Annotated in this window: 12 protein-coding genes and 4 tRNA genes; 9 read left to right on the forward strand and 7 right to left on the reverse strand. The window is 38.9% G+C overall.

Translation table 11 applies throughout. The features are described 5' to 3' along the window. Positions 1-118 precede the first annotated feature (118 nt). The 5 genes from BW142_RS11065 to BW142_RS11085 all read right to left on the reverse strand — a co-directional run bounded on the left by BW142_RS11065 (position 119) and on the right by BW142_RS11085 (position 2589). On the reverse strand, positions 119-2062 hold the full coding sequence (locus BW142_RS11065) for a GGDEF domain-containing protein (RefSeq protein WP_076924861.1): 1944 nt from the start codon (positions 2060-2062) through the stop codon (positions 119-121). A gap of 148 nt (positions 2063-2210) precedes the next feature. Next, positions 2211-2287: transfer RNA gene (locus BW142_RS11070), tRNA-Asn, on the reverse strand. 29 nt (positions 2288-2316) lie between these two features. Beyond that, positions 2317-2393, reverse strand: a tRNA-Asn gene (locus BW142_RS11075). A gap of 21 nt (positions 2394-2414) precedes the next feature. Continuing rightward, positions 2415-2491: transfer RNA gene (locus BW142_RS11080), tRNA-Asn, on the reverse strand. A gap of 21 nt (positions 2492-2512) precedes the next feature. Continuing rightward, positions 2513-2589: transfer RNA gene (locus tag BW142_RS11085), tRNA-Asn, on the reverse strand. Positions 2590-3640: 1051 nt separating this feature from the next. Between BW142_RS11085 and BW142_RS11090 the strand changes: the two genes are divergently transcribed. The 5 genes from BW142_RS11090 to BW142_RS11110 all read left to right on the forward strand — a co-directional run bounded on the left by BW142_RS11090 (position 3641) and on the right by BW142_RS11110 (position 9757). After that, positions 3641-5020 carry an MATE family efflux transporter gene (locus BW142_RS11090; protein WP_076924862.1) on the forward strand — a complete coding sequence of 460 codons (1380 nt, stop codon included), beginning with the start codon at positions 3641-3643 and terminating at the stop codon, positions 5018-5020. Then, a complete protein-coding gene (gene uvrB / locus BW142_RS11095) occupies positions 5017-7011 on the forward strand; it encodes an excinuclease ABC subunit UvrB (RefSeq protein WP_002960403.1) in 1995 nt (664 codons plus the stop codon). Before BW142_RS11090 ends, uvrB begins: the two co-directional genes overlap by 4 nt. A 2-nt stretch (positions 7012-7013) precedes the next feature. Beyond that, positions 7014-7952, forward strand: coding sequence for a class I SAM-dependent methyltransferase (locus BW142_RS11100; protein ID WP_076924863.1), 939 nt, complete (start codon positions 7014-7016; stop codon positions 7950-7952). Further along, on the forward strand, positions 7953-8633 hold the full coding sequence (locus tag BW142_RS11105; RefSeq protein WP_076924864.1) for a tRNA (adenine(22)-N(1))-methyltransferase TrmK: 681 nt from the start codon (positions 7953-7955) through the stop codon (positions 8631-8633). Between the two features lie 101 nt (positions 8634-8734). Continuing rightward, on the forward strand, positions 8735-9757 hold the full coding sequence (locus BW142_RS11110) for a hypothetical protein (RefSeq protein ID WP_076924865.1): 1023 nt from the start codon (positions 8735-8737) through the stop codon (positions 9755-9757). A gap of 3 nt (positions 9758-9760) precedes the next feature. Here the strand turns inward: BW142_RS11110 and BW142_RS11115 are convergent, their stop codons facing one another. Next, positions 9761-10003, reverse strand: coding sequence for a hypothetical protein (locus BW142_RS11115; protein WP_010553668.1), 243 nt, complete (start codon positions 10001-10003; stop codon positions 9761-9763). A 195-nt stretch (positions 10004-10198) separates the two neighbouring features. Here BW142_RS11115 and BW142_RS11120 point away from each other — a divergent pair, with 195 nt between their 5' ends. Next, the gene (locus tag BW142_RS11120; protein ID WP_076924866.1) at positions 10199-10648 is read left to right on the forward strand and encodes an isoprenylcysteine carboxylmethyltransferase family protein; all 450 of its coding nucleotides are present in this window, start codon (positions 10199-10201) and stop codon (positions 10646-10648) included. Between the two features lie 87 nt (positions 10649-10735). Here the strand turns inward: BW142_RS11120 and queC are convergent, their stop codons facing one another. Then, on the reverse strand, positions 10736-11392 hold the full coding sequence (gene queC, locus BW142_RS11125) for a 7-cyano-7-deazaguanine synthase QueC (RefSeq protein ID WP_002960416.1): 657 nt from the start codon (positions 11390-11392) through the stop codon (positions 10736-10738). A 145-nt stretch (positions 11393-11537) separates the two neighbouring features. On the opposite strand from queC, the gene queE reads away from it, so the two are divergent. From queE to BW142_RS11140, 3 genes are all read left to right on the forward strand, one after another. Continuing rightward, on the forward strand, positions 11538-12203 hold the full coding sequence (gene queE / locus BW142_RS11130; RefSeq protein ID WP_002960417.1) for a 7-carboxy-7-deazaguanine synthase QueE: 666 nt from the start codon (positions 11538-11540) through the stop codon (positions 12201-12203). Between the two features lie 271 nt (positions 12204-12474). After that, entirely contained in the window at positions 12475-13218 is a 744-nt protein-coding gene (locus BW142_RS11135; protein ID WP_076924867.1) for a class I SAM-dependent methyltransferase, read from the forward strand. Between the two features lie 253 nt (positions 13219-13471). Next, complete coding sequence (locus BW142_RS11140) at positions 13472-13945, forward strand: hypothetical protein (protein WP_076924868.1); 474 nt, start codon at positions 13472-13474, stop codon at positions 13943-13945. Positions 13946-14039: the final 94 nt, after the last annotated feature.

Consider the following 14039-nt stretch of genomic DNA (forward strand, 5'->3'; position numbering starts at 1 on the left):
ACAAACATATTGATCACAAGGCTGTAAAATTAATGTGATTTTGATGTAAGGAATTACTCAAATAGCAGAAACAAAAAAAGAGCAACGAATGCTCTTTTTTTTATTAATTAAAAACTAATTAAATATCTTTAGGTTTTTCTATGTAATAACCTTGAACGCCATCTAAACACAAAGTTTCTATTATGTGTTTCTCTTCTTGGCTCTCAACGCCCTCAGCAAATACGCTAACACCAATACGGTGGGCTAAATCGACCATTAAGCGCATAAAGTACTGATTGTTTTTATCGTCTTCAAGGCCGCGAGTATAACTTGCGTCCATTTTAATAAAGTCAGGTTTTAAATCACGGAAAAATTTAAACGATGTTAAGCCAACACCAAAACGTTCAACAGTAACGCGTGCGCCAACTCTGTGCACCATGTCGATAAAGCGCTTACTAGCCTTTATGTTTTGCTGTAAACCAAACTCGCTTACTTCAAATACTAGTTTAGATGCAATATGCGTATCTTTTAATAATCGGCGTTCTAGCCAAATTACAAACTGATCGTTGTGTGCACTAGAGGCTGTTACATTTAAACCAAAAAACTTTTCGGATAAGTTACGGCTTTTCACTTTTTCAAGTGAAGAGTCGATTATCAGGCGGTCAATTTCTATTGCCATATCAAGCTTTTCGGCCATAGCTAAAAAAGAGGCCGTAGGGAGTACTTGATTGTCTTCTGTTTTAAATCGCACTTGTACTTCAGCGTAGGCTTTAATACTTTTACCAAGCGGCATAATATTCTGCATAACTAAATGTACACGCTTAGATTCAATAACCTCGTTAATAACCTTACGCCAGTTTTGATTACCAAAACCTGCACTTACGTTATTAACTAAATCGGTCTCGCGTTGCACGTGCCATGCATTTACTTGTTTTGATTGCGCCATACTCATCGCGTTATCAACAACAGAAAGCAATTCACCTAACGGCTTACCTTTTTCGTAACCTACAATACCTGTATTAGCTACTGAGCTTAGCTCTTGGTTTTGTTGATACTGAGTAAAACGCGATTGTAGATTTTCACCAAAACGTTCTGCTTCTTTTAATGGAATGTGAGGCAGTACTACAGCAAAGTCAGAGCTGTTTAATCTAAATACTTGGCTACCAGTGTAAGTGCCGCTTATGTGCTTAATAATATCGGCAACGCCTTTAACGTACTCATCACCTTTTTGATAACCACGGGTTTGATTTATAGCTTGTAGTTCGCTACAACGTACCATAGCTAAAGAGCCAAATGTACTTTGCTCAGTGTTTTCAATATTTTTTTCGTAGTACTCAACAAACATATTACGATTACCAAGCGAGGTAATTACATCTTTGTACGCTTCATGCTTAATAGTCATAGCAGCGCTTTGTATGTCTTCGTTTTTGTTTTTTAAAAAATGAGATAATCGATTAAAACTAGGTACTAAGTCTTTCCCCATTTTTTTCAATCGAGTGCCATCTAACGCTGTTTCTAAATCATTATCAACTTGGTTTTGATTGATATAAATATCGATAATGTCAGCAACTGTTGTACTTATGTTTTTATTTAGCTGATAGAAAATTGATTGCATTAAAATTATTGGAATAATAACTAAAATCGCAGAAATCAAAATAACGATAAAGAGGGACGTTTGAAGTTGCGACGCTAAATGTTCAATGTTAAGTACAAACTCAACTTTTATATCTGAGGCATCATTTACAGCAAATTGAGGGCGTACAGAATTAAAGTTAGAGAGTGCAAATTCAGCAAACATTGGTAATTGAGTAGGGGGGTTAATGCTAAATATTTCAGCCCCTTGGTAATCTCTTAGCGTAAAGCTTGAAAACGTTTTACCATCTGCAATTGATTGTTTTAAATTTTGAGCAGAAATATTGTCTAAAGAAAGGTCATTAATATACTTAGTAACAGTTGTTTGCGCATTTTTTTGTGCATCACTTACTGCAGTATCAAAGCTTATAGATATGAAGTAGCTTCCTGCTGCAACACACAATAACCAAGCGATAATTTGTATAAAAATAAGTTTTTTAAATCCAGCCATGTTTTCAGTCTTTTAATAGTTCAAAAGGGAAGGAATCAAGTCCTTGATTAATAAACTAAGTACAGCGCATCAAAGAGTAAACTAATGCTTTAGTTATATAAGGAAGAGTAGTGGAATTAGCTTTAGATGTCTATGAAATTCTTAGAATTGGCTCCCCCTCCCCGACTCGAACGGGGGACCTGCGGATTAACAGTCCGTCGCTCTAACCAACTGAGCTAAGGGGGAACTAAAGTAGTGATATTATTATGATGATTTGGCTCCCCCTCCCCGACTCGAACGGGGGACCTGCGGATTAACAGTCCGTCGCTCTAACCAACTGAGCTAAGGGGGAACTACATCATAAACATAAACTTGGCTCCCCCTCCCCGACTCGAACGGGGGACCTGCGGATTAACAGTCCGTCGCTCTAACCAACTGAGCTAAGGGGGAATCGTTTATGGTTGAAAAACTTGGCTCCCCCTCCCCGACTCGAACGGGGGACCTGCGGATTAACAGTCCGTCGCTCTAACCAACTGAGCTAAGGGGGAAGCGTCTTGCCTTTCAACGGGGCGAAATATTAATGACCGAGCCGCAAAGTGTCAACATATAAAAGTCATAAATTGAAAAAAGAGGTTTATTCGTTGTTTTTGTGTTCGATCTGCGTGTTTTATAGCTCTATTAAAGTTATTTTTTTTGAAATTTAAGAATAACAGTGTGACTTTTATTATTGCAGAGTCTTTAAATTGGTTAAATTAAACACGTTATTAAAGTGGCTTGTTATTAAAAAACAACTCAAAAACATAAAAACTCATTTTTTACTTGGCGGTATTTTCAATATTAAATTTGTTTTTATTTTAAATTTTTAAAAATATACCTACGCGTATATGCACAGAAATATTTTGTGATCTAAATTGTGATCTAATTACTATGAATAAAATGGGTACTTACTTTATCCGTTCAAAAATAGAACAATCAATAACTTAACTTTATGGTAAACGTATTTTTATACCAACCGTACAACTATGTTAAGAAGAAAAATTGCAGAGCTTCAGTTTTTAGCGTGAGTTTATAAAAATGCTACAAATAGCAAATGATCAATTGGCTAGATATCACCGAAAATGGCGGCTCTCTCAAAGCCTTTATAAATGCGGGTTTGAATGAGTTATCCACGGTTTCTGTGGATAACTCTGTTTATGAAACTTTAAGAACATCATCGGCACCAATGGTTTAGGGCGCTACAACGATTTCAAGCTTTTAAATCATTATTTTTAATTTAATATAAAACAATGAGTTATGATTTGATGCAGAATAGATGCAACTCTATGAGGGAATTTTTTCGTAACGATAAACCAAGCATCACCTTTGTGTAAAAAAGCATCAGATATCACTGGCTGTTTGTAATAAAAGTTATAAAAATGTGTTTTAATTGTTTTTTGCGGTGTTTAGGCTCTATTTTAACAAAAAGATGTAAAAACTAAGTTTTACTATTTTTTCGAATCTTTACTTCTTTAATTACTTCAATTGTAGTGATAAATCCGTGGCTTGAACTGCCTTGATGCTTTAAAATGATTCGTTCAGTAAAAGAGGCCTATTTATTTCATGCGCGCAATTTCAAAATCCCAGAATCGCCCAGATTTACTAAACGATCCCATCTTGCCAACATTAAAGACGATGACCATTCCGATGATATTCGGCATGATCACGTTAATGATGTTCAATATTGTCGATACATTTTTTATAAGCTTACTTGGCACCGAACCGCTTGCAGCGGTGAGCTTTACATTTCCGGTTACCTTTACCGTTATAAGCTTAGCAATAGGGCTGGGGATTGGTACATCGGCGGTAATAGCAAAAGCACTCGGTAGTAATAAAATAGATGAAGCGCGTTTTGATGCCAGTATTTCTTTAATGGTTGGTGTGGTTTTGGTTATTGTGTTGTCATCTATTGGTTATTTACTGATTGACCCCATATTTACTCTGCTAGGAGCGGGCGCACAAGTATTACCGTTAATACACGAATACATGAATATATGGTTTATCGGTAGTGTATTTTTAATAACCCCAATGATTGGTAACTCAGTACTGCGCGCCAGTGGCGATACAAAAACGCCAAGTATAGTTATGGGCGGAGCAGGGTTGATAAACGCCATACTCGATCCAGTACTAATATTTGGCTTTGGGCCTGTACCAGCGTTAGGAATTCAAGGCGCCGCCATAGCAAGTGTTATTGCGTGGTCGGTCGCTGTCGTTATTATTTTATATATATTAGCGTTTAAAAAGCGTTTGTTGAGCCTAAAAGCAGGCAAGCAAACAGTGGCTGGCGCTATCCGTAAGATATTAAAAATTGGTCTGCCTGCTGCCGGCGCGAACATGCTTACACCGGTTGCAATGGCTGTAATGACCGCTTTGGTGGCACACCATGGCCCAGAAGCCGTAGCTGCATTTGGAGTAGGAAGTCGAATAGAATCGATTGCAAGTATATTAGTGCTTGCGCTATCTATGACATTACCGCCATTTGTTAGCCAAAACTTTGGTGCTGGCAAATTATGCCGCGTTAAAGAAGCGTACACCGGCACACTAAAATTTGTGATGGTGTGGCAATTTGCCATCTACGTATTACTAATTGCATTCTCAGGCGTTATAAGCCAATTGTTTGGTAAAGAACAAGCCGTAATCGATGTAATTAAGCTCTTTATTTATACCATCCCGCTAAGCTACGGCTTACAAGGGGTGATCATATTATCAAACTCATCGTTTAATGCTTTACACAAACCAATGTATGCATTGGTTTTAAGTGTCATTCGGTTATTCATATTTTATGTACCATTTGCTTATATAGGCAACGAAATAGCCGGATTATTAGGGCTATTTATTGGCGCTGCGTTAGGTAACTTATTTACAGCAATAGTGGCGTATAAATGGTTTATGAAAAAACTAGAGGCGCTGAGCGGCGAATCGTTACAGGAGTGCAATAATTGAGCGACCATTTTCAGTTAAGATCACATTTTAAACCAGCAGGCGATCAGCCCACAGCAATTAAACAGCTTTGCGAAGGGCTAGAAGCTGGCCTTGCACACCAAACGTTATTAGGTGCTACTGGTACAGGTAAAACCTTTACCATGGCTAATATTATTAACGATTTAAACCGTCCAACAATAATAATGGCGCACAATAAAACGCTTGCCGCGCAGCTATACGGGGAGATGAAAGAGTTTTTCCCTAAAAATGCGGTTGAATATTTTGTATCGTATTACGATTACTACCAACCAGAAGCCTATGTTGTATCAAGCGATACTTTTATTGAAAAAGATGCCTCTATAAACGAGCACATAGAGCAAATGCGTTTAAGCGCGACCAAAGCACTGCTTGAGCGTCGCGATACTATTATTGTGGCGTCGGTATCGGCTATTTATGGTTTGGGCGACCCTAAATCGTACATGAAAATGATGCTACTTTTAAAAGTGGGCGAAAAAGTAGATCAACGCGACATGCTACGTCGCCTAGCTGAAATACAATATACCCGCAACGACATAGATTTTAGCCGAGGTACATACCGTGTACGTGGCGAAGTGGTCGACATATTCCCTGCAGAATCAGACACATTTGCTGTTCGAGTAGAAATGTTTGATGACGAAATAGAGCGCTTAAGTATTTTTGATCCGCTCACTGGCGCTGTTGAAAAGCACATAGTCCGTACCACTATCTACCCAAAAACACACTACGTTACCCCGCGTGAAAAAATACTCGGTGCTATCGATAAAATACAAGAAGAACTAAAAGATCGAAGAGCCCAGTTACTAAGTGCTAATAAATTAGTAGAAGAGCAACGCGTAACGCAGCGTACGCAATACGATATGGAAATGATGCGAGAGCTAGGTTATTGCTCAGGTATAGAAAACTATAGCCGCTATCTATCTGGCCGCACGCCAGGCGATCCGCCGCCTACGTTACTTGATTATCTCCCAGACGATGCATTGATGATTATTGATGAATCGCACGTAACCGTATCGCAAATTGGCGCAATGTATAAAGGCGACAGAAGCCGTAAAGAAAACCTAGTTGAATATGGCTTCAGAATGCCCTCAGCAATGGACAACAGACCGCTGCGCTTTGAAGAGTTTGAAGCTATTTCACCTCAAACTATTTATGTATCGGCAACGCCAGGCGACTTTGAATTAGAACGTTGTGTGGGCGCAATTGCAGAGCAAGTAATTCGCCCAACAGGCTTGCTCGACCCACTTATTGAAGTGCGCCCAGTGGGCGATCAGGTTGACGACCTCCTATCAGAAATTTATAAAAGTGTAGAGAAGGGCGAACGCGTACTGGTAACCACATTGACCAAACGTATGTCTGAGGATTTAACCGATTACTTAAGTGAGCATGGCGTAAAAGTGCGTTACTTACATTCAGACATAGACACGGTTGAACGGGTTGAAATTATTCGTGATTTACGTGCAGGCGTGTTTGATGTGTTAGTGGGCATTAACTTACTTCGAGAGGGTTTGGATATGCCAGAAGTAGCGCTAGTAGCAATATTAGATGCTGACAAAGAAGGCTTTTTACGCTCAGCGCGTTCAATTATTCAAACCATTGGTCGTGCTGCACGTCACTTAGATGGTCGCGCAATTTTATACGGTGATAAAATTACAAAGTCGATGGCCAAGGCCATGGACGAAACAGCGCGCAGACGCGAAATTCAGCATGCTTATAATGTTGAACACGGTATTGAACCGCATTCACTAGCCAAAAAGATTCTTGATGCGATGGATGTAGGCGAAGAGGCCGGCCCTAAAGACAATTTAAGGCTTATTCGTAAAGATTCTAAAAAGGTACTTAGCGCGAAAGAAATTACAGTGCAAATTAAGCAGCTTGAAACCAAAATGCATGCATACGCAAGCGACCTAGAATTTGAAAAAGCGGGCTCTGTTCGCGATGAAATACATGAACTACAACAACAGTTGATTAATTAAAAATGACAGCAAACTTTACTCCTCTTATTACCGCGCTTGAAGATGCGCCAATTTTAAAAAATGAACTGTGCCGTGTTTTTCATGGTCGAGGCCACAGTATTGAGGCGTTAAGCCATATAAATTTAGACTTTTATCCGCCAAGTTTATTTTTAGTTTCGTACGACGAAATTGACGAGCAAACACTAAGCGAGCTTACCGATGTAGTGTGGCAGTGGGCGCAAGCAAATCAGCCTGAGCTTATTACGTCACTTGTGTATCAGCAACGCGCTGGTGTACAAAGCCAAAACACCGTGGTTTATGGGCAATTACCTAACCCGCATGTTGTAACCGAAAACGGCATTCGTTTTTTGGTTGATTTACAGAGCCGTCAAAATACCGGAATATTTCCCGACATGCGCAGCGGTCGTGAGTTTGTAATGGCTAATAGTAAGCATGGCAAAGTGCTTAATTTGTTTTCGTATACGTGTGGATTTTCGCTTGCAGCAATGCAAGGCGGGGCAGATCATGTAATGAACATGGATATGAGCAAAGGCGTACTTAAAGTAGGCAAGCAAAACCATCAACTAAACGGTTTTGAGCGCGGCGTAAGCTTTTTACCTCATGATATTTTAAAGTCGTTTGGTAAACTAAAAAAAGCAGCCCCGTTTGACTTAATAATAGTTGATCCGCCAAGCTTTCAAAAAGGCAGCTTTATTTTAACTAAAGACTACCAAAAAGTACTGCGCAGATTGCCAGAGCTACTTTGCGATACAACACAATTGTTATTGTGTGCTAATAGCCCAGAGCTTAGCGAAGAGGCGTTTAAAGCGTTAATAAACGAGCACACCCAAGGCGCAATTGAATTTGTTGAGCGCCTAGCCCCTACCGAGCGTTTTACTGAAGTAGACAGCGACAGAAGCTTAAAAGCACTTATCTACAAAACGTCACAATCTACTGATTAAATGAAACTCAGCAAACGCCTAACTGCCATTAATACATTAATTTCGCAGCATCACGATATTATTTGGGATTGCTGCTGCGACCATGGTTATTTAGGCATGGCGCTATTAAAACGCGTAGCTGCAGAGCAGGTTATTTTTGTTGATATAGTCGCCACTTTAATGAACGACCTAGAAGCGCAATTATCATCTATCAATAAATTACAAAAAGCCTGTAATAAAAATCCACAGTGGCAGGTCTTATGTCAGGATGTAGGCAAAATTGAAATTGCTCAAAGTAAAAGCCAAGTAGTTGTAATAGCAGGTGTTGGCGGTGAGCTGTTGTTAAGTTTAATACAACAAATTACGGCTAATAATACAGTGGAGCATTTAAATAATGTTCGGTTTATTTTATGTCCAGTGCATCACACTTATAAGTTGCGAGTCGGTTTAAAGCAACTAGGCTTAGGGCTTATAAGTGAGCAAATAGTTTACGACAACAAACGTTTTTATGAAGTAATAGAAGTGAGCTTTAATACCAATAATGAGATTAGTCACACCGGCCACAAAATGTGGGACTTTACCAATACAGAACACGTTATGTACCAAGGCCAACTTATAAATCATTATAATAAAATGCTCAATAAAGATAAGCCATACTATCAAAAAGTTATAACAGACTATCAAGAACTCACTGATAGTTAAAAAAGCCCGAAAGTAGGGCGTACATGTGATCTAATTACGACATTGATGACGTAATGTGTTCATAGTTTATATCGCACACCGCGAGTTTATTTGGTTTATTTATGTCAGATAACAAGAGTCACATTAATCATTTGCTTAGCAATGAGCAAAAATGGCAACACAGTTACGAGCAACCTATTTCTTATGCACCCCTTGTGCAATTGGCTAATAGTAGCTGGGTGGTGCCACAGCATTTTTTACGTTACAAGCACACGCTTGAAAGCGTAAACGAAGTGCTTGAGAGTATTGAATTTTCGGCTCACTTTAGAGTGCTTGCTGCACAAAAAGGTGAAGAAATTTACTTGCAAGTAGCAGTGCTCAGCCCAGATAACTACCAAAAAAGTGCATCTACAAATGAAGGCAAAGCCAAAAAGCTATTATTTGGCAGACGCTGGATAGTAGAGGAAAATTTGCCTACTTCAGAGCTTATTCAAACAGCATTTTTAGCGTTAAAAGTAGCGCGTGAACATGAAGTAAGAGAGCTTTTTCAGTTAATGCAAAGCGGCGCAACAAGCACGCCATTTAATAACCACCACGACTTACCTGTAATGGCGCAAAACCCCGAGCTTGTTAAAAGTGTAAGTGCTGAAAGCTATGTAGATGAAGTACTTAAACGTATTGTATTTGCAGGAAAAAGTATTGAGCTTAAAAGTCAGCAGCAAATAGCCGAGCAACATTTATATACTGTTGAGCTGTTGTGTGAGAATTGCCAACTTAGCGAGTTTAATAACAAAACTATTTTGTTTTTAACAGCAGATTCATCAGCTAATAGCTTTTTGCACGCCTTAATTACAGTATTGGTAGCCACAAGCAATGATTACGTAAACGAGCAATTTAAGTACAAAGGTTTTGCCCGTTTTAGTAAGCACGTTGTGGTTGAGCAAATAGGTAACTTAAGTATCGCTATGCGCTCGCCAAGTACCGTAGGGCTTTGCTCTATGGGTAAGCAACATGCAAATAAGTTAAACTTTGAGATAGACAGTGGCCGAGCTCCACAGGGCTGCGGGCAAGCTATTGGTGGGTTTTTAGCTGCTCATGGCATTGAGCAGCCAGAAAATGCACATTTATATCCAAATTACTTATAACAACTAAAGTTTATTAATTTCATCTTTAACGTTAAAGCTAGAATCAGTAACAATAGCCTCAAGTGTTTGTACACGCTCTTTTAATGCAAGCACTTGTGCGTTTGTTTCAGCTAATTGTTTATGGGCATCGCTGTTGTTGTTTTGCATTTTATGCTTAAACTCAAGATGCTTTTTATACATATCGTAAACCACTCCTGAGCCAACCGAAATTAGCACAATAAGTACAATCATCGTAGTTCCAGACATAACCTCATTCCTTATCATTTTATTATTCGTTTATGGTTAAAGTATAACCTTTAAGCGCTTATGATAAAGCTGACAATTGTAACTTAATTTGTATAGTTTACTTGGCGTGTTCATAATTCATACATTTTTTATATTGTTTAATGGCGATAGTGCCTCCATATAATAAACATACTTTAGCCAATACAGAGAGTTGCCATGTTAAATAATAAAATACCTCCCGTTATTGTTGTGCTGTTTTTTGCAGGCATAATGGCGCTTATTGCGCATTACAGTGTTATTGATTTCACCGCCTTTATTACCTATTTAGCAGCAAGTTTGGTTATTATAGGGTGTATTTTTTGTATTGCAGGGGTGGTGAGTTTTAAAATAGCAAACACCACAGTAAACCCTAGTAAACCTGAGCAAGCGTCAAAACTTATTACGAGCGGCATTTATAAAATTTCGCGTAACCCAATGTATGTGGGTTTTGCATTTATTTTAGCAGGGTGGGGTATTTGGTTAAGTTCCTTGTGGGCACTTTTATGTATTATCGGGTTTATTGCGTATTTAACGTTTTTTCAAATAATACCCGAGGAACGAGCGCTCACTAAATTATTTGGCGAAGAGTTTACCGCTTACAAAGCGCGCGTAAAACGCTGGTTATAGTCTCTAAGTTAAAATTAAACAAACAAAAAAGGCTATCGATGATAGCCTTTTTTATTTGTAGCAACTGTATTACTAATTAATTGCTGCTTATTCGTATTCTAACGGGTCTGTAATGTTATTTAGTGCAAATGCTTCAAGGCGTTCTTGGCACGCGCCACATTTACCACAGGCCTTTTCACGGCCGTTATAACAAGTCCACGTTTGGCTGTAATCTAAACCCATTTCAATACCGTCGGTTAAAATACCAATTTTAGTATTGTTTAAGTATGGGCTAAAAATTTCTACAGCGTCGTAATTAGCAATACGGCACACATCATCCATTTTTTGCACAAATTCAGGACGGCAGTCGGGGTAAATAGCATGATCCCCAGAATGAGCACCGTAATAAACTTGGCTAGCTTTAAGTGATACCGCGTAACCAACAGCAAGCGAGAGCAAAATCATATTACGATTAGGAACAATCGTACTTTTCATGCTTTCTTCTTCGTAATGGCCTTCTGGCACGTCAATATCATCAGTAAGAGATGAGCCACCAATAAGTTGGTTAATCGCCGAAATATCAACAATTTTGTGCGGAACGTTTAATTTTTCACACACACTTGCTGCTACTTTAAGCTCTTTTACATGACGCTGACCATAGTCAAATGATAGGGCATATACATCATGGCCTTGTTGCAGGGCTTTATTTAATACGGTAAATGAGTCCATACCGCCGGAATAAATAACAACTACTTTTTGCGTCATATCTGTTTTGCTCTTAGTTTTAATAGAGGTTTATATCAGGGCGCGATATACTACACGGCCGCAGCTTAAATAACAATTTTTGCACAGCGCTTTTTGGTTTTTTAATAGTAGCAATTTGGCTGCTAGGTAGTAAGTGAGATCTCTTTTGTACAAAATTAATGAAGTGTTTGAAACCATCCAAGGTGAAGCAAGTTTTACTGGCACACCTTCAATATTTTTGCGCCTGCAAGGCTGCCCAGTAGGCTGTTCTTGGTGCGACACCAAGCAAACGTGGGATGTTGATAACGTATATAAAGTATCGCTGGACGAAACCGTAGAAAAAAAAGCCGACTCAGATCATTGGGCTAACGCCAGTGCAGAGCAAATTTTAGCGTTGTTTCAATCGCGTGGGTATACCGCAAAGCATGTAGTAATTACTGGCGGTGAGCCATGTATGTTTGACTTAAATCCAGTATGTAACTTATTACACGAACACGGCTTTAGCACACAAATAGAAACCAGCGGCACGTTTGAAATACTCGCCCCAGAGCAAACATGGGTAACAGTATCGCCAAAAATTAATATGCGCGGCGGTTATGAAGTACTTACCAGCACCATGAAGCGCGCAAACGAGATAAAACACCCCGTTGCCATGCAAAAGCATGTAGAAGAGCTAGAAGAGTTATTTGCTAAAACAGGCGTTAACCCTAAGCTTGTTTATTTGCAGCCAATTAGCCAAAAAGTATCAGCAACTAAATTAGCAATCGACACCTGCATTGCCAAAAACTGGCGCCTATCAATACAAGTACATAAGTATTTAGGAATTAGTTAAAGCCAGCTTAAAGTTATATTACGTATGTTGGGTAGAGCGTAGCGAAACCCAACAAACCTCTACTTCCGCACCATTTTCTAATAACGTTTTATAATATTTAAATACGTAGGCCGGATAAGCGAAGCGCCATCCGACAACCCTGTACTTTATAGCCTAAAATTTATATCCTAGAATTACATCTACCTTAAAGCTCATATCTTCTTCGTTAATTGTGCTAATTAGTTTACTATGCGCGACTTAAAAATATTCCACTACTTACCACTAGGCTTATATGTCCGTAAATGCGCTTTACACCGACCTTTCTGATTACTACGACTTAATGTGCGCAGATATAGATTATCAAGCCCAAAGCAATTCTATTCACAGGCTGCACCAAATTTTTGGTAATGGTGGAAATACCCATCTCGATTTAGCGTGTGGCACCGGCCCGCATGTACGCCACTTTATTGATTACGGCTATAAAAGTAGTGGGCTTGATTTAAACCAGCCAATGCTCGATAAAGCAAAAGTTCGCTGCCCAGAAGCGCAATTTTCGTTGCAAAACATGAGTGAATTTAAGGTCACTGAGCACTTGGATTTAATTACCTGCTTTTTGTATTCACTGCATTACTGCGACGGAATTGATAAGTTAAAAGAGTGCCTTGCTAGCGTGCACAATGCATTAAACGTAGGTGGAATATTTTGCTTTAACACGGTTGATAAAAACAAAATCGACAGCGATTCATTTGTAGAGCACACCGCAACAAGCGAAAATAGCTTCTTCACATTTCGATCTGGCTGGCATTACAGTGGCAGCGGCAATAAACAGCTATTAAAACTCAGCATAGAAAAAACCACCGCAGACAACACACTCGTATGGCACGACGAGCACCCAATGGTTGCTTTTAGTTATACCGAGCTTAAAGAAGCCTTAAAGCCGTACTTCGAATTCCACATATTTGAACATGACTACGACAAAATAACCCCATGGGCAGAGCGCTCAGGCAACGCCATTTTCGTCTGCGTAAAAATATAAGTTAAACACTCATCAAGAAGAGATAAAAGGTTGGGCAGAGCGCAGCGAAACCCAACGAACCTCCATACCCACGGCCCAATAACCCCGCATTATATATTTGAAAACGTAGATCGGATAAGCGAAGCGCCATCAGACGATGCACCGTATTTGAGTTTCGGCGCGTAAAATTCTGTATATTAATTTCAGTTTCATCGACTCTAAAATATATGCTACTTTCAAATAGTGGATTTAATAATGATAAAAGGAATTTAAAATGGAACTCTCTGCATCAATTCTCCTCCTAATAATTACCATATTGATTTGTCTTGGTTGGTACAACCATACAAAAAATTTAAAAATACAGTTTAAAAAAAATATTAAGGCATTAAATGATTCTTTAGCTTTAGCGCGAGAAGAAGCTAAAAAGCAATCATTGAAAAATAAAGAGCTAACTGAGAAATATAGCCCAATCATTCAAGCTGAATCTTACTCTCAAGCTTTATTAGATGAAGCGAAACTAAAAGCAAATGCTATAAAGCAAACTGCTGAAAATTTAGCTAATGAAGTTAAAAATGAATCTATTACTGTAAGTGAGTCATTAAAGGAACAAAGAATAGAGGGGAGTCTAAGACTTCGAGAAGCGAAGGAGAAAGCTGAAAAAATTAGGTTGGATGCTAATCAAGAAGCTGACCGTATTACTTTATTCGCAGAGCAAAGCCCCCTGTGTCAGGATAGTTGTCGCCTCTAACTTTTAATAGAGGCAGATAAAATGAGACGTCGATTTACACAAGAATTTAAAGTTCAAGCTGTTGAAAAAGCATTATCTCAATGTGATGATGTTC

Origin of the sequence: Pseudoalteromonas sp. EB27, assembly GCF_001974875.1 — a bacterium.
In the GTDB taxonomy this organism is placed as follows: Bacteria; Pseudomonadota; Gammaproteobacteria; order Enterobacterales; family Alteromonadaceae; genus Pseudoalteromonas.